Here is a 19,629-nt window from a genome sequence, read left to right on the forward strand (position 1 = left end):
AAAAAGGCAGGAGCTGCATGTGATGAAAGCAAAATATAAATCACTAGTAAACGGCTTCCTGGCTTTTCTGCTTGTACTCGCTACATTTTTACCATCATTCTCAAATGTAGCGTATGCAGAAAATCAGGAGCTTAAAAATGGCACATACGAAGTATCGTTCGCAGTTCATAAAGATGGAACAAATGAAGTATCGGTCATGGATGATTATACAAAAAAACCTGCTGTTTTGACTGTACAAGATGGTAGCTTTTCTATTGATATGACTTTAACAAATAGTAATTGGTATGAAGATTTTACAATTGAAGGCTCACGTCCAGAAGTTGTAGAGGAGAACCCAAATAATAATGAACGTATTGTACGTTTCCCTATCTCGAATCTAGAAGAAAAGGTTGATGCGTGGGTACACATTATTGTGACTGGTATCCCAGGATTTAATTATGACCATGAATATGATGTACAAATCGCATTTGATCAATCAACACTTGAACCTATTCAAGTAGAAGAAGAGCCAGAATCTGAAGAGCCAGGAACCGAAGAACCAGGAACAGAGGAACCAGGAACCGAAGAGCCAGGAACAGAAGAACCAGGAACAGAGGAACCAGGGACAGAAGAGCCAGGAACAGAGGAACCAGGAACAGAAGAACCAGGAACCGAAGAGCCAGGAACAGAGGAACCAGGAACCGAAGAGCCAGGAACAGAAGAACCAGGAACCGAAGAGCCAGTAACTGAAGAACCAGGAGCAGAGGAACCAGGAACCGAAGAACCAGGAACAGAGGAACCAGGAACCGAAGAGCCCGGAGCCGAGGAACCTGTAACATTAGAAGATGGTACGTACCACATTCCATTTACAACGAAGCATTCAACGGAAGACAGAGATTCTACAATGAGTAGATATCTAGTCAGTCCAACAACAGCTGTCGTTAAGGATGGAAAAGCCACTGTAAAACTAACAACTAAAGATAGTGATGTCATTACAGGATTGCAGCTGGAATCAAATGGTGAATTTAAAGAAGGCAACATCACTGAAGAAGATGCAGAGACAAAAATCCGCACATATGAATTTCAATTATCGGAGCTAACAAAAGAGGTTCAAGCAAAAGTATCAATGAGAGTTCCGATGGGAAATGGTCAAGTATATGAGAATACTCAAAGTTTCCGAGTGGTATTGGCTTTAGATGAAGCGGAAAAACAACCAGAAGCCGAAGAACCAGGAACGGATGAAGAAGAGGAGCAACCTTATGAACTGAAGGACGGCAACTATAACATATTGTTTGAATCAAAGCACGCAACGGAAGATCGTCCGTCATCAATGGGTGATTACTTAACAAACCCTACTTCACTCGTAGTAGAGGATGGAGTATCAACACTTACACTTACTACTAAGGACAGTCACGTCATTACGGATATTCAACTTCAAGCCGATGGCGAGTATACATCAGGAAGTGTAGTAGATGAGGATGAACAAAATCAAACTAGATCCTATGCGTATATATTTAATGAACTAATAAGCGAAGTACCAGCAAAGGTATCAATGAGAGTTCCATTAGGAAATGGACAGTACTATGAAAATGTTAGAGAGTTTCGCTTGTTCTTTGATCTAGAAGGAGCCGAGTTAGAAGAGTCAGAAGAACCAGCCCCTCCAATCGAAGAGCCAACACCTGAAGAACCAGGAACAGAACAACCGACTCCTGAAGAACCAGGAACAGATGACGAAGAGCCTGTGAATGGTCAATACGAAGCAGATTTCACTGTTTTCAAAAATGGAACAAATGAAGCATCTGTCATGGATGACTACACAGAGAAACCAGCTACAATTTTTATTAAAGATGGTGAATACACAGTTGATTTAACATTAACAAATAGTAATTGGTATCAAGGATTAACGATTAATGGAGAAGAACCAGCTACAGTCTCAGAGGATGCAGAGGCTAACAAACGAGTGATTCAGTTTGAGATGGATGGCCTTGAAGAGAAAGTAGATGCATGGGTACACATCGTTGTGACAGGTATTCCAGGGTTTGACTACGACAACGAATATGATGTGCAAATTGCGTTTGACGCAACTTCATTAAAGCTAATTGAAGAGGATGTTGATCCAACTCCACTTCCTGAAAATCCAGGAACGGAGCAACCAACACCTGAGGAGCCAGGAACAGAAGAACCAACACCTGAGGAGCCAGGAACAGAAGAACCAGAAAATGAAAAACCAACACCTGAAAATCCAGGGACAGAACAACCGACTCCTGAAAATCCAGGAACGGATGAAGAAGAGCTTGTGAATGGTCAATACGAAGCAGATTTCACTGTTTTCAAAAATGGAACAAATGAAGCATCTGTCATGGATGACTACACAGAAAAACCAGCCACGATTTATGTGAAGGATGGAAAGTTCAGTGTGGATCTGACGTTAACGCACAATGATTGGTATAAAGAGCTAACCATTGATGGGAAAAAGCCTGCAGTAGTATCTGAGGATAAAGATCATAATAAAAAGACCGTACGATACGAAACAGATAGTCTATCGACTTTGGTTGATGCATGGGTGCATATTGTTGTGACAGGAGTTCCAGGTTTTGAGTACGACAATCAATATGATGTGCAGATTGCACTTGATGTAGATTCATTAGAATTAGTCAAAAAAGATGAGCAACCACCAACTCCGGTGACACCTAGTCAACCCGGAGATGTAAAAAAACCGAATAATAATGAGGGTCCAAAAGATCAGAACAAAGATAATGATCTTGATGAACTTGTAGATGGACGTTATGAGGTTGATTTCTCAGTCTTAAAAGATGGGACAAGCGAAATCTCTGTTATGGATCAATACACGGAAAAACCAGCTACTGTTTTTGTGAAGGATGGTCAATTTACAGTCGATCTAACACTAACGAATAGCGACTGGTATCAGGACTTAAAGATACAGAACCAACGTCCTGAGGTCATCTCAGAAGACGAAGCTGCAGGTAAACGGGTTGTTCGTTTTGATACAGATGATCTTTCTAAAAAGGTAGATGCATGGGTTCACATCATTGTGTCTCCTATCCAATATGACAATCAATATGATGTTCAAATTGCCTTAAATGTAGATAGCCTGAAGTTAATAGAGAAGGATCAAGAACCACCTTTACCTATAAAAGCAGGTACTCCTATTAATCTTACTAATGGTCCAGGAAACAACCAAACAGATCCTCTTTCATATGATCGAGGGGATAAAGATACAGTTAAACCAAATTCTAATCAGGTAGCTTTAAGTGGCAAAGAAGTAAATGCCAAGACTTCAGAGAATTCAATTGTTTGGCTATATGTATCTCTCTTCCTTTTATCTATAGGTTATTTCACATGGAAGTATCTACGTAAACGTACGGTGCAATAAGTTTCATAGAGCCTTGGTGCATGATGCACCAAGGCTCTCATTTAAGGAGCTGATTAGAATGAATCATCGCATTCTGTTTTCGTTCATGTGTATCGGTCTAGTTCTCACTGCATGTCAGCCAGCTTCTCAGGAACCATCGTCACAGGAATCTGAAAAGAAGGAAGAGGTTTTAGCTGAAGAAAAGCGGGTGATTGCAACGACAGTTTCTTCCACTGAATTAGCAGGTGCCTTAGATTTGGAGCTAGTGGGCATCCCAACTAGCTATAAGGAACTACCCTCTCGCTATGATGAACTTCCTGAGATTGGAAACCCAATGAGTCCAGATATGGAAATGGTGCGAAGCCTACGACCAGATGAAGTATGGAGTGTCACAACACTTGAAACCGATTTGCAAGAGCCGTTTAATCAAGCGGATATCGATGTGCAGTTTTTAGATTTTCAGAGTGTTGAAGCGATGTCAGAGGAGATTCTTGCGATTGGAGAACAGTTTGATCGAGTTGAACAAGCAACGGCCTTAGTTGATTCCTTTCATGATAAGGCAGACGAAGTGAAGCAAGAAACAGAGGCGTATGAGGCTCCTTCTGTTTTGATCTTGATGGGGGTGCCTGGAAGTTATCTCGTCGCGACTGAGCATTCGTATATTGGGGATCTAGTGCAAATGGCTGGAGGAGAAAATATCGTTCAAGGAGAGAATGAGGCTGAATATCTTGCTTCAAATACTGAATACCTTCAGCAGGCTAACCCTGACGTAATTTTAAGAGCAGCTCATGGGATGCCTGAAGAAGTTGTGGATATGTTTAATGAAGAATTTCAAGCGAATGATATTTGGAAGCATTTTAATGCTGTTCAATCAGGTCAAGTATATGACTTGGAGGAGCTGATCTTTGGGACAACCGGTAATATTGCTGTGGTCGAAGCTTTAGAAGAACTACAAAAAATGCTCTATCCGGTACCAAATTAAAGGTGGGAAAGAAATGAAATACGTCGCTGTATTTGGCACACTTATTTTGCTTATTTCGGGTGTTCTTTATTGGTCCGTAATGAGTGGTAGTATTCAGGTACCGTTTACTAGATTGATTCAAGGTGTGCTTTCAGGTTTGGATGATGAGGTGAATGTGATCTATGATCTGCGCTTTCCGCGGATCATTGTGGCATCCCTTGCTGGCGGCGCCCTTGCTGTGTCTGGTGCGTTACTGCAAGCGGTGATGCGGAACCCATTAGCTGATGCCAGCATTATTGGCATCTCGTCTGGAGCTAATTTTACAGCGATTTTAGCTGTAACCATTTTCCCTCAGCTGTTTTTTTATATGCCGCTGTTTGCATTTATTGGCGGTATGATTGCATGTGTGTTGGTCTATTCACTCTCTTGGAAGGGTGGGCTTAGTCCGATGAAACTAATTCTAGTTGGTGTGGCGATCCATGCAACATTTACAGGATTGTCAGAAGCATTTAATTATCGAGGCAGTTATTCCGTGACAAGTATCTCAACTGCCACTACCTCAACCCTTTCTATGAAAACTTGGTCAGAGGCAAATATGATGATGATCTATGGTGGCCTTGCTATTCTTATTGCACTTTGTTTATTTAATTGGTGCAACATGCTTGTATTGGATGATCGTACGTCGTCAAGTTTAGGGCTACATGTCATGAGGGCTAGAATCATTGTTTCGGTTGCGGCAGTGATATTAGCAGCAACTGCTACAGCGGTGGCTGGAGTCATTGCTTTCTTAGGTTTGTTAGTTCCGCATATCGGTCGTCAATTAGTTGGGTCTGATTATAAGCTTCTCCTACCATTCTCGGCCATTGGTGGGGCCTTCCTTTTGTTACTAGCTGATACGATCGGGCGAACCATTCTGGCGCCAAACGAAATTCCCGCATCCATTTTGATGGCTGTCATCGGTGGACCGTTCCTAATCTTTTTACTTAGAAAGAGTGGTCAATTACATGGACATTCATAATCTAACTTTTTCATATGGTACACCTACATTTATTCATGAACTCAGTCTATCTATTCAAAAAGGAGCAATTACCACGATACTTGGTCCAAATGGGAGTGGGAAATCTACTTTACTTGCTCTGATGGCTAAAAGTCTTTCGCCTAAATCAGGTGAAATCATGTTTGATGGCGAATTATTATCCTCCCTTCAGGCAAAGACATTGGCGAAAAAGCTTGCGGTGGTTTATCAACAAAATGATGCACCGATGGATTTAACGGTAAAAAAATTAACAGCTTATGGTCGTCAGCCGCACCGAAGACTTTTATCTGGATGGACTGATGCAGATGAACAAGCTGTTCAAGAAGCATTAGCGGTTACAAATCTTTTAACAAAAGCCGATGTTAGCCTTGCTGCTTTGTCAGGTGGAGAGAGACAAAGAGTATGGATTGCGATGGCATTAGCTCAACAATCTGAGATGCTGTTGCTTGATGAACCTACTACTTTTCTTGATTTGTATTATCAAGTTGAGACTCTAGAACTTATTCGGCAGCTTAATCACAAAAAGAAACTAACCGTTGTCATGGTTTTGCATGATTTAAATCAGGCTATTCGATACAGTGATACGCTGGTTGTGATGAACAAAGGAGCCATTGTTCAATATGGTTCACCCTTAGATATTATGACAAAACAGCTTGTGAAGGATGTATATGGAATTGATGTGGTCGTTCGTCACGATGAGGATGCTGGAATGGTTATGCTGCCAATGGGTCTTTGAAGGGAGTAGAAGATGAAAAAGCTATTTAATAAAGTGGTCACAACTTTTTTTCTTGCTGTGCTTATGTATTCCCTAGTGAGTCTTGGATCAATCGGATATGATTATGTGTCAAATAGACACGTATTAGCTGAAGCGAAGAATATCTATTACCAAGAAGAGGACGAACGAGAGATTGAGATTCCTGAAGAAGAAGGTGGGATGTTGCCTTCATTCGCAAGCTTACAATCAATTAATCAAGATATTATTGGATGGATTAAAGTAGGAGATACTGCGATTGATTATCCAGTTCTTCAATCTGAAGATAATCAATATTATTTGGATCGAAATTATAAAAAGGAAGAAACGCGAGCCGGAAGTATTTTTCTTGACCATCGAAATGATGTGACAGATCAACCGAAGCACACCATTCTCTATGGACATCGGATGAAAGATGCAAGTATGTTTACCGGATTAACAAATTTTATGGAAAAGGATTTTTTTGAAGATCCCCCTTCCATGTACTATGACACCTTATATGAGCAATACGATATAGAGGTTTTCTCAGCTTATCAGACGCATACAGATTTTTATTATATTGAAACAGAATTTCAAGATGATGATACATACCATCAATTTTTAGAGGAAATTAGATCGAAATCACTGTATGAGTCAGATGTTGAACTCTCATCGGAGGATCAGATTATAACGCTGTCGACCTGTGATTACTCCTTACATCCTACAGAAGGTAGATTGGTTGTTCACGGTAAGTTGGTTAAACGCTAGTGGGGTATTTCATGCAAGAACGCTTATCAAGAAGGACGAGTGTAAAATCAAGATAAACAGGAATTTATCAAGAGGCAAAGGGCGTGGTCAAGAGAGAGGCGTCTGAAATTAAGAAGGATAAGATTTTACCAAGTGGTAGAAGACGTTACCAAGATTGCTTTGGGTTTATCAAGAGGAGTTCGTATCTTATCAAGGTCAATGAGCCTTATCTTGGACATGTAAAGAACCCCAGGCATAAACATGACCTTTTTTATTGACCCTACTCAATTTTTAGGGTTAATCAAGAAGAACCAACTTATAACTAAGACAAATTACGTTTTACCAACTGCCTTAGAAAATGATCAAGAGCGACGTCGCATGCAACAAGAGGACCGCAGACTTTAGCAAGATGCGAAGTCACTCATGTTATGAATAGATTGCAGAACGAAAGGGACAACCATGTATATGTTGTCCCTTTTGTTTGTTACTCTGTCAATTTAAAATTCTTGAGCTGTCGGACGGATGATGATCTCATTTGTCGCTACGTCATCTGGTTCACCAATTGTATGGCGAATAGCACGGGCGATACTGTCAGGTGAGATGGCGACATTATATAGTGCGTCTGCGCCTTGTTTGGCATCTGAATCTGTAATATGATCGACCAATTCAGTTTCTACGGCTCCTGGTGAAATAATGGTTGTTCGAATATTATTTCCTTCGGCTGCTTCTTCTTTACGTAATCCTTCAGTAATTGCACGAACAGCAAATTTTGTTCCACAATAGACCGCTCCCCCTGGCATAACTTCGTGTCCTGCCACCGATGAGATATTTATAATGTGCCCTGATTTGCGCTCTCTCATATGTGGTAATACTGCGCCAATTCCATAGAGAACGCCTTTAATATTCACATCAATCATTGTATTCCACTCGTCCACTTTTTTCTTGCTTAGGTTTGCTAGTGGCATTAAACCAGCGTTGTTGATAATTACATCAATCTGACCGTATTTTTCAAGGGTGAATTGTGCCAATTGCTCCATTTCATCATTAGAGGTTACATCTACTGTTTTGTATGCAACTTCAATGCCTTCTTTTTGTAAATTCTCTTGTAAAGAGTGAAGTCTGTCTTCTCTTCTTGCTGCGAGAACGACCTTTGCTCCGTTTGCCCCAAGTTCTTTGGCAGTTGCCTCACCAATTCCACTTGAAGCACCAGTAATAATTACGACTTTTCCTTCGATACTCATGATTAACACCTCATATTTGTTATCGTAATATATGGTTTTCCCGGTGAACAAAATCTAAAACATTACCATGTCATTCAAGTTAACGAACGTACAGACTCTTTGTTTCAGATGATGGTATACTACAAGTAATTAACAGGTCAGGGGTGTTGTGTAATGATTGATCTTCGAAGTGATACAGTAACAAAGCTGACAGACAGGATGAGACAGAAAATGTTTGAGGCTGAGGTTGGAGATGATGTATATCGAGATGATCCAACCATGCGCAAATTGGAAGAGCTGGCAGCTGAGATGCTAGGAAAAGAAGAGGCCCTTTTTGTAACAAGTGGGACACAAGGGAATCAGATTGCTGTTTTGGTTCATTGTTCCTTAGGTCAGGAAATTATTCTGGAAGAAGGCTCGCATATTCTTCGCTATGAAGGAGGGGCAACCTCGGCTTTTGCAGGGATTCAGCCTTTTCCGATAAAGGGAGAACGTGGATCGATGAGTGCATTAGATATTGAGGCTGCTATTCGAGGATCTGATATCCATGAAGCTGAAACGGGACTAATTTGTTTGGAGAATACTCATAATCGCGCCGGAGGTACGGTCACGTCTCCTGAGAGAATGAAAGAAATATATGCTGTAGCAGAGCGCCACCATCTCCCTATACATTTAGATGGTGCTAGATTAATGAACGCTGCCGTTGCGTTAAAGCGACCGATGACTGATTTCACACAATATGTAACAACCGTGCAAATCTGTTTATCAAAAGGACTTGGGGCACCAGTTGGTTCGATTATTGCAGGGAGCTCTGAATTTATTACAAAAGCAAGAAAGTGGCGAAAACGCTTAGGAGGAGGTCTTCGTCAATCGGGTATACTTGCTGCACCTGGCATCATCGCTCTTACGGAGATGATGGATCGATTAGAGGAGGATCACGAGCATGCTTCGTGGTTAGCAGAGCAAGTAAATACAACTCCACTCTTACGTGTTGTTGGAGAGGTTGAAACAAATATCCTGATGATGGATGTGTCAGAAACGGGGTTAACTTCAAAACAGTTTGTTGATCTCTTAAAAGAAAATGGGATTCTCGCAAATGCATTTGCACCAACCATTGTCCGATTGGTTACTCATTATGATGTATCAAAAGAAGCGATTGAACAAACAGCGAATGTATTAAAGCAGATAACCTCAGAAAAACTAGTTAAATAAAGCGTGGTTCCTATAAAAAAGCAGAAAATCCATTGGATTTTCTGCTTTTGCTATTTTTACTTCTCCGCACCGTCATCTGTTTGTTTAGCAACTACGTCTAATGAAGCTGAGTAAGCTAATCCTTGATATTCATTTCCTGCGTTCTCATCGAGCTTCACGCCGAAATTCAAGTCAATGTATTGAGATTCATCTAGTTGCCAGAACTCATTAGTTGATCCAGACAAAGCGCCATCTCCAAGTACAAAACCACCTGTATTAACAGCTCCATCACTAAATGCTCTAAATGCAGGTGCTTCAACAAATCCACTCACAATTTCTGCATCATCCGTAATCTCGGCAATAGCAGCTTGTGTCTCCACTTCGTTTGTCACACCGTCAAATAATTCTTGGAGCTTTAATTGAGTGGCTTCAAGCACGTCTCTACTTGGTTGAATCGTGTATTTAATCGCTATATAGCCAACTTTGAAAGAAGAAATGTCTACATTTTGGTCAAGCTCATGTGAGAATTCAACTTCTAGGTTCGTGTCCATACTGCCTGTGTTTTCAATTGTTAACCAATCTCCGAACACAAGATTTGATGGAGCAAAGCCACTATAGTTTACAATGTTCTCTTCAATATTGTTTCCATTATTTATTTCAAGTGTTCCCGTTGTTAGTTGTCCAGTTGCTTGAATTTCAGAGGTGAACCAAGAGTATGATCCAAATCCTGCCCCCATAACTAATGCTCCTGCTAATGCTGTTCCAAGTAATGCTTTTTTTGTCTTTTTCATTTAAATGCCTCCTCTTTTTTGGTTGGTCTTGCTAGTCGTTCATAAACAGTAATGCCGACATAAGCTACTAGTGGTAAAACAATAAGGACCATAAATCCAATCGGTTCCGAAACAAAACGAGATACAAGTCCAAGCATCGGAATGGAGAATAGGACTTTGCCAATAACCTGTCCTTCAAAAACAGGTTCAGCATCAGCAACATTATTGTTGTCACCCTTAGTAGTGAAAAAGAAATTTCCATCCTGCTCCGTTGAATCTGTGATCCGGTGCGTGACGCGATGTCCTTCTTTGGTTCCAAACGTAATGATGTCATTAGCAACGAGTTCGTCTGCCTGTGATTGTTTGATCACAATGACATCTCCCTCGCTGAATTCCGGTTGCATACTATTTGATAAGATCGTTAAGGCTGAATAGCCAAATAAATTTGGCGTTTGCTCACTTTGTTGCTGATTCTGAATAAAAAGAAAGGCTACTCCTAAACATAGGAGCCCAATAAAAGACTTAATAACGAACGAAAGGGTTCGCTTCATAACAACCATTACCTCCTGTAGCTAAGGGCTCCATTCGCGTACCTTAGTGTAAAAGGAAGGGAAAGTGTTCGTTTCCAAAACACTTTCCAATCCGACTCTACATGTACTTTTTAATTCGTGAGTCCAGCAGCAAATGGAACACGATATTGCTCATTGCTGTCAGCTTGATTTGTAATATTGATATAGCCTTCATACGTTCCAGCTTCTGCTGTTTTAGGACTAATGAAGAAAATATTTTGGGTAATCGTTTCACCTGCAGGTACAACAACCGTTTGTGGCGCTTGGAAAGCAACGCCGTTTAGTACCGCATCTTTAGAGCCTTGAATACCTACATGATGATCAAATTCGATCGTAAATGTCTTACTTTCCGCACTTACGTTCTTAAAGGTTACGGATTGAAAATCTCTAACGTTTTTGCCGTTTTTAGCAAAAGTGCCATAGTTTAATGCACCTGTTAGATCTTTAATTGCTGTGACTCTGTTTAGAGGGTCAAGTGTAAGAGACTCTCCCTTAACTTGAACAAGCACGTCTGTCTCAATGGCAGCAACTGGATCAATTTGACCAGCGCCAATTTCAAACACACTATAATCTAATGTCATTGGATTAGCCGTGTTCATTAACGTTGTTTTAACATCTGCAGGAGCTAGTTCTGGCTTCACTTCAAGTAAAAGGGCAGCCGTTCCTGCAACGTGTGGTGCCGACATGGAAGTACCTGATTTACGTCCGTACGCATACTCAAAATCACCTATATATTCAGGACCATTCATATACGAAGGAACAGGAGAGAGAGTATTTACGCCTGGTGCACTTACCTCAGGCTTAATTGCGAATGACTCATTAACTGGTCCACGAGAACTGAAGTCTGCTAGTACACCACCTGGAGTCTGTGATTCGCTTCGATCACCAAACGAGAATGTGCTGTCTTCATTAATGGCATCTCGTAAAGCAGTACCATCTTCAAAGGTTAAAGAGAATCCAGCGACAAAGTTCACACCTTCTCCAAAGTAGTTAGGGATGTGTCCGGCACCAGCGATGTTATTATAGATAATAATCGCTTCAGCACCAGCTGCTTTGGCATTAGCAATTTTATCTACAAAAGCTAACTCTCCACGCGCTACAAGAGCGACTTTACCTTCTGCATCTACTTGGTCAAATTCTGAAACAGAACCAAGGCCGGCATAAACAATGCCATATTCACCCGCTTCTAACTCATCAAAGTCTGTATCAAATCCACTTGAGATATTTACTAGACCAGCTGAGAATGATTCATCAAGATAACCAGTAAAGTCAGTGAAAACTAATGGTACATCATTGGCACCCACTGTAATAGCAAGTGGCGAGGCACCAGGAGAACCAAGTGTATACATGCCATCTCTTCCATTGTTACCTGCTGAAACAACAGCAGTTACACCGGCTAAAACAGCGTTATTAACAGCTACACTAGTTGCTGATAATGCATCGTTGTTAGCAGAACCAAGGGAGAGGTTAATAATATCCATTCCATCTTCAACGGAAAGTTCGATTCCTCCAATTACATTAGCGGTACTCCCTGAACCATAAGGTCCTAATACTCGATAAGAATAAAGATCCGCATCTGGTGCGATCCCAGTTGTTGCGAAATCTGATTCGTTGTCACCCTGTCCAGCGATAGTCCCAGCCACATGGGTACCGTGAGAAGTATAATATGAATTTCCATTAACGTTGAATTCAGGCTCGCCTGATGCTAACCAATCGTCATAGGTTGTTTCCTGTGCATCATCATCACCATCAACAAAATCATAGCCACCTTTATATGCTGCAGCTAAGTCAGGATGCGTGTAGTCAATGCCGGTATCGAGAACGCCGACCTTCACGCCATCACCCGTAATTCCATCGATATGAAGTCGATCAACTCCAAGGTAAGGCACACTATCTGCCATATAAGGTTCAATCGCCTCTTCTAGCACACTTTCTTCTAAAACAGGATCAATGAGTTGAACCTCTTCATTTTCCCAAACCGTTTTCACCCCTTCTATTTCAGTAAGGGTTTCTAGTTGATTTGCAGGTAATTCGATGGTAAAACCATTAAACACGGATTGATACGTATGGGTAATTGTATAAGATGAATGAGTAGTCGATAAGTCTTCTTCAAATGAATCCTGAGACGTCTCTACCTTAGCCTTCGCTTGTGATTCTGATAGATTTTCTCCTTTTTCTAATGCTTCTGCAATGGCTAAATGCTCAGGAGCTTCTTCCAGTTCTACAATGACCGAAACGATCTCAGTACTATCTAACTTGATATCCTCGGATACATTAAGTGAACCCGTTTTTGTTTCGGCAGATACCGAAAGAGGGGAATATCCAATCCCTCCAAACACTAGACTTGTTGATAGAGCCGTTAATACCATTACATTCCACGGCTTGCGGTTTTTTTTATCGATTATCATCGCAGCGCTCCTCTCAAAACATTGTATTTTGTTTATTCCTGAGATGAAGTATAGCGAAAATTTAGAGAATATGAATCAATATAGTGCATTAACACAAATCTCATAGAATTAACTCTACTAAAATTATGTCTAAAGATAGAGTGAGTTAGGCATTACTCATGATAGAGCTGATATAGAAGTCTTTTATTAATAAGAACTTTCAGATAGTTGTGAGAATATCGCAAAAATAGTCTTAAATTTTGATATAATCTATAATAATAAGAGAAAAAATAATAAATAATGAAAAAGTCCTTATTTGGATTGAAACAAAAGTCATGTTCAACTGGTCAGTAACGAGGGGATATCCCGATTTTATTTTTGGGAAGTAGAAAGGTGGGTTTTTGACCGATGCATGAAGGGTTAATCATAAAATATTATCGTGAACAACAAAGCCTCACACAACATAAGCTTTGCCATGGCATTTGCTCCGTGGCTCATATGAGTAGAATTGAACGGGGCACAGCACATTACTCAAAAGAAATTACTCAATTATTAAGCAATCGTCTTGGCGTGAATATTGCGAGCGAAGTCAAAAAGTTTGAGAAATTAAAGGAAATGTTACGACTTTGGCATGATGCGATGATTATGCAAGATCTTGAAAAAACAGAGGTATATAAAGAGACCTTAGAAAAAAATGATTTACTTAGTAGGTCCGACTTGGGGCACCTCTATCAACTGTTGCAGGTTCGCTATTATTTAACAAACAGAGATCTAAAAGAAGCTGTGCGATTGTTAAAAAAGACGGAGATAAAAAGACATTTGCTTGGAGATAAAGAACTGCATATGTTTTACCATATGAGTGGCGCGTATTGTTTATATACGGGTGAGTATGCGAAGGCATTAGGATTCTTTAAGCAAATTGATTCAGAGCTCTATCAGAACAATGAATTCTACTATCACCTTGCTATCACCTGCCATCGTTTTGGTCATCATGTGAAGGCGTATGAATACGCAAGAACCAGTCTCCATTTCTTTAAACAAGCCAATCATTTCCGCAAGATTATTGATGCAGAGACATTAATTCTATTAACTCAAGGCGGATATATTATTCAAAATGACATAGAAGAAATAAAGAAAAAATACACAGATTTAATTAGAAGCTGTGATTTGTTTGGGGAGCATGTTAAAAAGGCTGTTCTTTTATGTAACCTAGGTCAAGAGTACTTCTTAATTTTCAATAATAGAGAGGCAAATTCATATTATAAGAGTGCACTGGATCTTTATAAGCAGTGCAACCATCAGAATTATATCTCTGCATTAGTTGGATACATTCACACTAGTTATTTGTTAAAGGATGTGGAGACTCAGCAGACTTTGATGAAACTTGTTCAAGAAGGTATGCAGGTGGCTAAACAAAGCGGAAATATTGGTGATACGAAAAAATTCAAATTATTATCTTATTTAATTAAAGGGCAAACAAAGCAGTATCATGCCTACCTCCATGAAAGCTTTATCCCATATCTTCGTAAAAGCGGAAACGTGACAACAGCCGGTTATTATGAAAAACAATTGTTTCAATATTATGTTGCAGAAAATGAGAATGAAAAAGCATCACAGGTTGCTTATTCTTACATTAAAGGAAGCTGAGGAGAGTCTATTTGCTCTTGTCTGTTTCTACCCTTCATTTATGCAATCGCTTTAATGAAAAATGGAAGCTAAAAAGGATTTACATGGGTAAAGTCTGGTGCTATGATAACTGAATAAACAGACAAAAGAGCCACTCTCCTTACGTTTGTTAGTAAGCGAGAGTGGCTTTTGTACAAGGATGCTTTATTGGTTTAAACCAATTTAGTAAAAAAGATAGAGAGAACGTCTGGTATACAGATATGGGGTGGAGTCGTTGAAGGAATACGTGATTGATCGGATGTACAAGGCTTCTGCGGGAGTAGCAAATGCAGTGTTAGTAACTCTTGCCATCGGCTTATTATTTGAAACCTTTGGAAACTTCCTAGGATGGGAAGCCTTCTTAACCATTGGAGGTATTGCTAAAGTATTGTTAGCGCCTGCTATTGGTGCGGGAGTGGCGTACCAGCTTGGTGGAAATACATTAGTCATTTATAGTGCAATGATATGTAGTACAGTAGGTGGGGGCGCGATGCAGCTTACTGAATCAGGAATGGTTATGGTTACTGGACAACCTGTAAGTGCATTAATTGCAGCTCTTGTGGCTACTTACGTCGGAAAAAGAGTCACAGGGAAAACAAAGTTAGATCTTATGGCCATTCCGTTAGCAGCTACGCTAACAGGAGGCATAGTAGGTGTTGGGGCAGCAGCAGTTGCAACGCCGCTTCTAACAGCAATGAGTGCTGAGATGACAAGCTCTGTACAGGGTTCACCGTTGGTAGCATCAATGGTCATTTCGCTAGCTTGGAGTGTCTTACTAATGACGCCGGCATCCTCGGCAGCTTTGGCTATTGCGTTACAAATGGATCCTGTCTCAAGTGCAGCTGCACTAATAGGATGTACAGCTCAATTCGCCGGATTTACTGCGATGTCACTTAGACAGAATGACTTTGGAGGATTTTTAGCTCAGTCCTTGGTTACACCAAAGGTTCAATTCCCGAATTTGGTCAAGAATCCTCGACTAGTTATTCCATCCTTTGTTGCGGCGATTGTCTGTGCACCTATCGCGACGATGATGTTTAATTTTGAGGCATCGTATGAATTAGCAGGACTCGGAATGAATTCTCTAATTGCGCCACTAAGCATCTTATCGACTCAAGGCTGGACAGGATTAATGATCTTTTTATTAATGGGTGTCATTGTTCCGATTATCATTTCTTTATCACTTTATTATGTCATCAAACGTCTTGGCTGGGTAAAACCGAATGCGTTGCACGTCGAAGTTCAATAAATAGAAAAATCCATTCCCACTCATTTGAGGGAATGGATTTTTTAATTGATAATCCCATGATAGACGATTTCTACTGTCACATTAGCATTCATCTCTATAGTAGGATAGGTGTCTTTCCAATTCATTGACTTCCAATCTTTAGGGTGAAAAGCTTGTATTCGTCTGCCAATAGAAAGATAGTCACAATTGGCTTCTTTTAATTTATTCAGAATCTCATTTGCTTCCTTCGTTAATTGGTTGGAGAGTGTTGTATTTAATTTTTTGACGACATCAGTTTTGTATAAATGATCAGCAGGATATTCATTGGCATCTACTTTTAAGACCAAATCTATATTCACTTCAAAATCACCCATGCTATTTTTTTGTACCTGTAAGTTTCTTTTCATTTGTTCCACATCAATCGTAATGTAATTATAGGTTTTGATTTTGTCATTAGAGTGAACTTGACGGGTCATGCGGTGCTCGCCTTTATGACTTCCAGCAAGAATGAGAAGTAGGTTGGTTTCATCTGTATTCAATTCCCCAGACATTTTGCGATCACTAAATAATGCAGTCCCTGTTAGTTCTACTCCCTTATTTTTATCTAGTACCTTTATAATAGGCAGCACAATATCCTGTCCATCATCATATAAGATAGCTAGAGTGTTCTGCATACTGGCTGTTGGAATAACACCAATGTCTTCTGCACTTATAAGTAGGTCTCGTATGTAATCACTAATAAGTGGTTTATTTTCTGTTTGTACATGAAGCGCAGGTTGGGCTTCACCATCTACAACGGCAAGCCTAGCAGTTAAGGCACTTAAAGGAGATCTGAAATTGCCATCGATTACGGAATAAATGTCTTGTTCGGCAAGTTTTTTACTGAATAACGTAACTTGGTTTTTAGATGCATAAATTTCACTTCCAAGTTTAGTATCAAGTTCTGTACGTGCATCTCGTGATGAAAGTCCTTCTGCTGAGATAATGGATGTTGTAGTTGGGATTTTTTCATTGGATGTGCCACTGACGATAGCGATGGTCATATCGATTTTATCTGATTCCGGATCAAGGTCAAATGCTTGGACGTAAATGAGAGCAACGTCCTTTAGAAGCTGTTCATCCCAACATCCTGATAAACTAAGCAAGAGGAGCACATAGATTATTGATCTTTTCACGAAGTATCACTCCTTTTAAACAAAAGAGAAAAAGTGAGAAGAAGGATAGGAATGATCACTATGAATGCGATTCCTATGTACTCGATATAGCCTAAAATTCGTCTGACGGTAAGAATGTTTTGTGGAATTAAAGCTAATACCGAAATAATCACTCCAGATAACAATGAAAACCATAGTCTTTTTGGTTGATTAAAGACAGTGGTCATTCCAATGGATGCCATATACAAATAACTAACAATCGTAGCTAAAACCACAACAGACCAAAATGCGAGAAAAACGAGATCAATTCGTTCAATTAAAACGAGAGAAATGGTTTTAATCATATAAAGCAGTGGCTCTGGAAGAATCCTAAATTGACCAGGGCTAAAATAGACAAATGAGGCAATCACAATAAAGGTGTAGATAGCTGTAACCATAATATTGGCATAGGTTGAGGCAAGAAATATCTCTTTTTTTGTTCCTTTAATAAATGGATATACAATAGAGATAATGAGAAACCCTTGCATAGACATCGAAGAGACCCATATTCCTTTACCAATTCCTAACCAATCCGAATCTAGGATGGGCAGGAGGTATAGGGGCTCTGAATCAAAGAATGCATAAGTTGCGCAGATTGGAGCCAATAAAATAATGGGTCCAGCAATGGCCATAAACCGACCAATGATCCGAAGGTCGCTGCATAATAAATATAGAGAGGCAATGACAAATAAAGGGATGGCCACAATATCGGGGGTTTTATTTAGAACCCACACATGAATAAGGAAATTAAAAACAAGTAAAACAATCGTTGCAATGAATAAAAAATAAACGATATAAAGTATGGACAAAATTTTACCGAATGTTTTTCCTAGAAGTGACTCAAGCATCCCAAAAAATGTTTGATTCGGAAAACGGCTAGATAGGTACCAAAAAATAACAATAAGAATCTGAACAACGACACCTGATAAGATAATCGAAATCCACCCATCTGTTTTCGCACTATGGTAAATGTTATACGGCAATGTCATAATACTAATGCCGATTTGAGTTTGGACAAAAAACCAAAAATATTGAACCAAGTTAATACTATTTGTCTTTTCCATTCTTTCTCCACCACCAGGAATAGCCTTGTTGTTTGAGTTTTTGTGGATGTATACTAGAAGGTCTTGTGTTAAGAAACCACACAGGCATTCGAATGATCGTGTCCTTTGTATCCTTTAAATCAAAAGGTGAAATGGGTGATAGATAAGGCTTGCCAAAGGATGTGAGCTTACACAAATGAATGAGTAGAAGCATAGAGGCAAGTGTTACTCCTAAAATGCCAAATATTGATGCTAAGAACATAAAAGGAAAACGTAAAACCCTTACAACAGAGTTCATCTCTGGTGAAGGAATAACAAACGAGGCAATGGCCGTTAAGGCGACAACAATAATCATCATATTAGACACAAGGCCTGCACTCACGACGGCTTCGCCAATAACCAACCCACCTACAATTCCGATTGTTTGACCAATAGGAGATGGAAGACGTACCCCGGCTTCTCTAATTAACTCAATGGTGAATTCCATAATGAGCGCTTCTATTAAAGGGGGATAGGGGATATTAGCTAAGGAATTTTTAATTGGCAATATCAAAGGATTGGGCAAAATTTCGTAATTAAACGCGACGATGGATATATATAAAGCTGGTAATGTCACGGCAAGCGTTAAACTTAGAAAACGGATTAATCGATAGAATGATCCCAGAATAAAATGAACATTATAATCATCTGGTGATTGAAAGAAAGCAAAGGCTGATACAGGGGCGATCAAAGCAGTGGGGCTTCCATCCATAATGATTACGACCCGACCTTCCAAAAGATGAGAGATAATCCGATCAGGTCTTTCTGTGTAGAGAATCTGTGGAAACGGAGTGTATGCATTGTCTTGAATATACTCGCCTACAAATCCAGGAGAAACCACAAGATCTGAATCAATCGCATCAATACGAGTCTTAATCGTGTTAACGATTTCAGGGTCAGCTATATCGTTCATATAGAGAATGGCCGTTTCTCTCTGTAATTTGCTCCCGACTTTTGTTTTTTTGACGGTGAGTTCTTTTGATTGAGCCCGCCTTCTCAATATATTTAGATTGACATACAAACTTTCAATAAGACCCTCGTGAGAACCTCGAACAATTTTCTCGTTAGAGGGTTCATCGATACTTCGATCAAAAAACAAACCAACACTCACATAAATGATGTTTGGCTCGCCTTCTAATAAGATGGCTGCAAAACCTCTGGTTAACATCGTCGATTCTTTCGTGAGATTACTGCCTTTTTTCCAATCAGTAGAAACAATCAGATCTTCAATAGAATAACGATCATCAAATTTCTCTTCTGAAAGTGGGATGAAAAACGTTTGTTCAAGTAAGTCTGTATCAATCATTGCTTCAAGATAAAGAACGGTTCCTTTTTTGTTGTGGAACCAGAATTCACGAGTAGCAAGGTCACCAGATTCATGATAAATATTTTTGAAAGCTGCAATGTCGTCTTCTACTATTCCAGTTGAGCGAACAATTTTTTGTTCATCAGACTCTAGCTTACTCTGCAACTTTCTCGGATGTTTTCTCATGATTCT

At 39.8% G+C, this 19,629-nt stretch carries 15 protein-coding genes; 8 read left to right on the forward strand and 7 right to left on the reverse strand.

From position 1 onward, the window contains the following. The first annotated feature begins 22 nt into the window (after positions 1 to 22). The 5 genes from J2S05_RS12485 (at position 23) to srtB (ending at position 6,847) form a co-directional block, all read left to right on the forward strand. Positions 23 to 3,373, forward strand: coding sequence for an NEAT domain-containing protein (locus tag J2S05_RS12485; RefSeq protein ID WP_306983266.1), 3,351 nt, complete (start codon positions 23 to 25; stop codon positions 3,371 to 3,373). Positions 3,374 to 3,458: 85 nt separating this feature from the next. Beyond that, complete coding sequence (isdE, locus tag J2S05_RS12490) at positions 3,459 to 4,334, forward strand: heme ABC transporter substrate-binding protein IsdE (RefSeq protein WP_370873645.1); 876 nt, start codon at positions 3,459 to 3,461, stop codon at positions 4,332 to 4,334. 13 nt (positions 4,335 to 4,347) lie between these two features. After that, on the forward strand, positions 4,348 to 5,331 hold the full coding sequence (locus J2S05_RS12495; RefSeq protein WP_306983270.1) for a FecCD family ABC transporter permease: 984 nt from the start codon (positions 4,348 to 4,350) through the stop codon (positions 5,329 to 5,331). Further along, positions 5,318 to 6,085, forward strand: coding sequence for an ABC transporter ATP-binding protein (locus J2S05_RS12500; protein ID WP_306983272.1), 768 nt, complete (start codon positions 5,318 to 5,320; stop codon positions 6,083 to 6,085). The genes J2S05_RS12495 and J2S05_RS12500 overlap by 14 nt, the downstream gene beginning before the upstream one ends. A gap of 12 nt (positions 6,086 to 6,097) precedes the next feature. Beyond that, positions 6,098 to 6,847, forward strand: coding sequence for a class B sortase (gene srtB, locus J2S05_RS12505; RefSeq protein ID WP_306983273.1), 750 nt, complete (start codon positions 6,098 to 6,100; stop codon positions 6,845 to 6,847). 476 nt (positions 6,848 to 7,323) lie between these two features. Here srtB and J2S05_RS12510 read toward each other — a convergent pair whose 3' ends face one another. Then, entirely contained in the window at positions 7,324 to 8,070 is a 747-nt protein-coding gene (locus J2S05_RS12510) for an SDR family oxidoreductase (RefSeq protein ID WP_306983476.1), read from the reverse strand. Positions 8,071 to 8,220: 150 nt separating this feature from the next. On the opposite strand from J2S05_RS12510, the gene ltaE reads away from it, so the two are divergent. Further along, positions 8,221 to 9,258 carry a low-specificity L-threonine aldolase gene (gene ltaE, locus J2S05_RS12515; protein WP_306983275.1) on the forward strand — a complete coding sequence of 346 codons (1,038 nt, stop codon included), beginning with the start codon at positions 8,221 to 8,223 and terminating at the stop codon, positions 9,256 to 9,258. Positions 9,259 to 9,314: 56 nt separating this feature from the next. Here the strand turns inward: ltaE and J2S05_RS12520 are convergent, their stop codons facing one another. From J2S05_RS12520 to J2S05_RS12530, 3 genes are all read right to left on the reverse strand, one after another. Further along, positions 9,315 to 10,028 (reverse strand): hypothetical protein, encoded by a 714-nt coding sequence (locus J2S05_RS12520; RefSeq protein ID WP_306983277.1) that lies wholly within the window; start codon positions 10,026 to 10,028, stop codon positions 9,315 to 9,317. Next, entirely contained in the window at positions 10,025 to 10,558 is a 534-nt protein-coding gene (locus J2S05_RS12525; protein ID WP_306983279.1) for a signal peptidase I, read from the reverse strand. Before J2S05_RS12525 ends, J2S05_RS12520 begins: the two co-directional genes overlap by 4 nt. A gap of 110 nt (positions 10,559 to 10,668) precedes the next feature. After that, the gene (locus J2S05_RS12530; RefSeq protein WP_306983281.1) at positions 10,669 to 12,984 is read right to left on the reverse strand and encodes a S8 family serine peptidase; all 2,316 of its coding nucleotides are present in this window, start codon (positions 12,982 to 12,984) and stop codon (positions 10,669 to 10,671) included. Between the two features lie 387 nt (positions 12,985 to 13,371). Here J2S05_RS12530 and J2S05_RS12535 point away from each other — a divergent pair, with 387 nt between their 5' ends. Together J2S05_RS12535 and J2S05_RS12540 are read left to right on the forward strand one after the other, a co-directional pair. Next, on the forward strand, positions 13,372 to 14,610 hold the full coding sequence (locus J2S05_RS12535) for a helix-turn-helix domain-containing protein (RefSeq protein WP_306983283.1): 1,239 nt from the start codon (positions 13,372 to 13,374) through the stop codon (positions 14,608 to 14,610). A gap of 277 nt (positions 14,611 to 14,887) precedes the next feature. Continuing rightward, positions 14,888 to 15,877 (forward strand): PTS transporter subunit IIC, encoded by a 990-nt coding sequence (locus tag J2S05_RS12540; protein WP_306983477.1) that lies wholly within the window; start codon positions 14,888 to 14,890, stop codon positions 15,875 to 15,877. Between the two features lie 41 nt (positions 15,878 to 15,918). Here J2S05_RS12540 and J2S05_RS12545 read toward each other — a convergent pair whose 3' ends face one another. Genes J2S05_RS12545 through J2S05_RS12555 form a run of 3 tightly spaced genes read right to left on the reverse strand, consistent with a single transcriptional unit; the run spans position 15,919 to position 19,623 of the window. Then, positions 15,919 to 17,031: a Ger(x)C family spore germination protein gene (locus J2S05_RS12545; protein WP_306983285.1), complete on the reverse strand. Its 1,113-nt coding sequence runs from the start codon at positions 17,029 to 17,031 to the stop codon at positions 15,919 to 15,921. Next, complete coding sequence (locus J2S05_RS12550; RefSeq protein ID WP_306983287.1) at positions 17,028 to 18,113, reverse strand: GerAB/ArcD/ProY family transporter; 1,086 nt, start codon at positions 18,111 to 18,113, stop codon at positions 17,028 to 17,030. Before J2S05_RS12550 ends, J2S05_RS12545 begins: the two co-directional genes overlap by 4 nt. After that, positions 18,097 to 19,623: a spore germination protein gene (locus tag J2S05_RS12555; protein WP_306983289.1), complete on the reverse strand. Its 1,527-nt coding sequence runs from the start codon at positions 19,621 to 19,623 to the stop codon at positions 18,097 to 18,099. The genes J2S05_RS12550 and J2S05_RS12555 overlap by 17 nt, the downstream gene beginning before the upstream one ends. Positions 19,624 to 19,629 lie beyond the last annotated feature (6 nt).

This window comes from Alkalicoccobacillus murimartini, from assembly GCF_030813245.1.
In the GTDB taxonomy this organism is placed as follows: Bacteria; Bacillota; Bacilli; order Bacillales; family Bacillaceae_D; genus Alkalicoccobacillus; species Alkalicoccobacillus murimartini.

Bases quoted from the DNA above. Each gene is read 5' to 3' on its own strand.
- J2S05_RS12485 (WP_306983266.1), top strand. From the start codon at position 23: ATGAAAGCAAAATATAAATCACTAGTAAACGGCTTCCTGGCTTTTCTG.
- isdE (WP_370873645.1), top strand. From the start codon at position 3,459: ATGTGTATCGGTCTAGTTCTCACTGCATGTCAGCCAGCTTCTCAGGAA.
- J2S05_RS12495 (WP_306983270.1), top strand. From the start codon at position 4,348: ATGAAATACGTCGCTGTATTTGGCACACTTATTTTGCTTATTTCGGGT.
- J2S05_RS12500 (WP_306983272.1), top strand. From the start codon at position 5,318: ATGGACATTCATAATCTAACTTTTTCATATGGTACACCTACATTTATT.
- srtB (WP_306983273.1), top strand. From the start codon at position 6,098: ATGAAAAAGCTATTTAATAAAGTGGTCACAACTTTTTTTCTTGCTGTG.
- ltaE (WP_306983275.1), top strand. From the start codon at position 8,221: ATGATTGATCTTCGAAGTGATACAGTAACAAAGCTGACAGACAGGATG.
- J2S05_RS12520 (WP_306983277.1), bottom strand. From the start codon at position 10,028: ATGAAAAAGACAAAAAAAGCATTACTTGGAACAGCATTAGCAGGAGCA.
- J2S05_RS12525 (WP_306983279.1), bottom strand. From the start codon at position 10,558: ATGAAGCGAACCCTTTCGTTCGTTATTAAGTCTTTTATTGGGCTCCTA.
- J2S05_RS12530 (WP_306983281.1), bottom strand. From the start codon at position 12,984: ATGATAATCGATAAAAAAAACCGCAAGCCGTGGAATGTAATGGTATTA.
- J2S05_RS12535 (WP_306983283.1), top strand. From the start codon at position 13,372: ATGCATGAAGGGTTAATCATAAAATATTATCGTGAACAACAAAGCCTC.
- J2S05_RS12540 (WP_306983477.1), top strand. From the start codon at position 14,888: ATGTACAAGGCTTCTGCGGGAGTAGCAAATGCAGTGTTAGTAACTCTT.
- J2S05_RS12550 (WP_306983287.1), bottom strand. From the start codon at position 18,113: ATGGAAAAGACAAATAGTATTAACTTGGTTCAATATTTTTGGTTTTTT.
- J2S05_RS12555 (WP_306983289.1), bottom strand. From the start codon at position 19,623: ATGAGAAAACATCCGAGAAAGTTGCAGAGTAAGCTAGAGTCTGATGAA.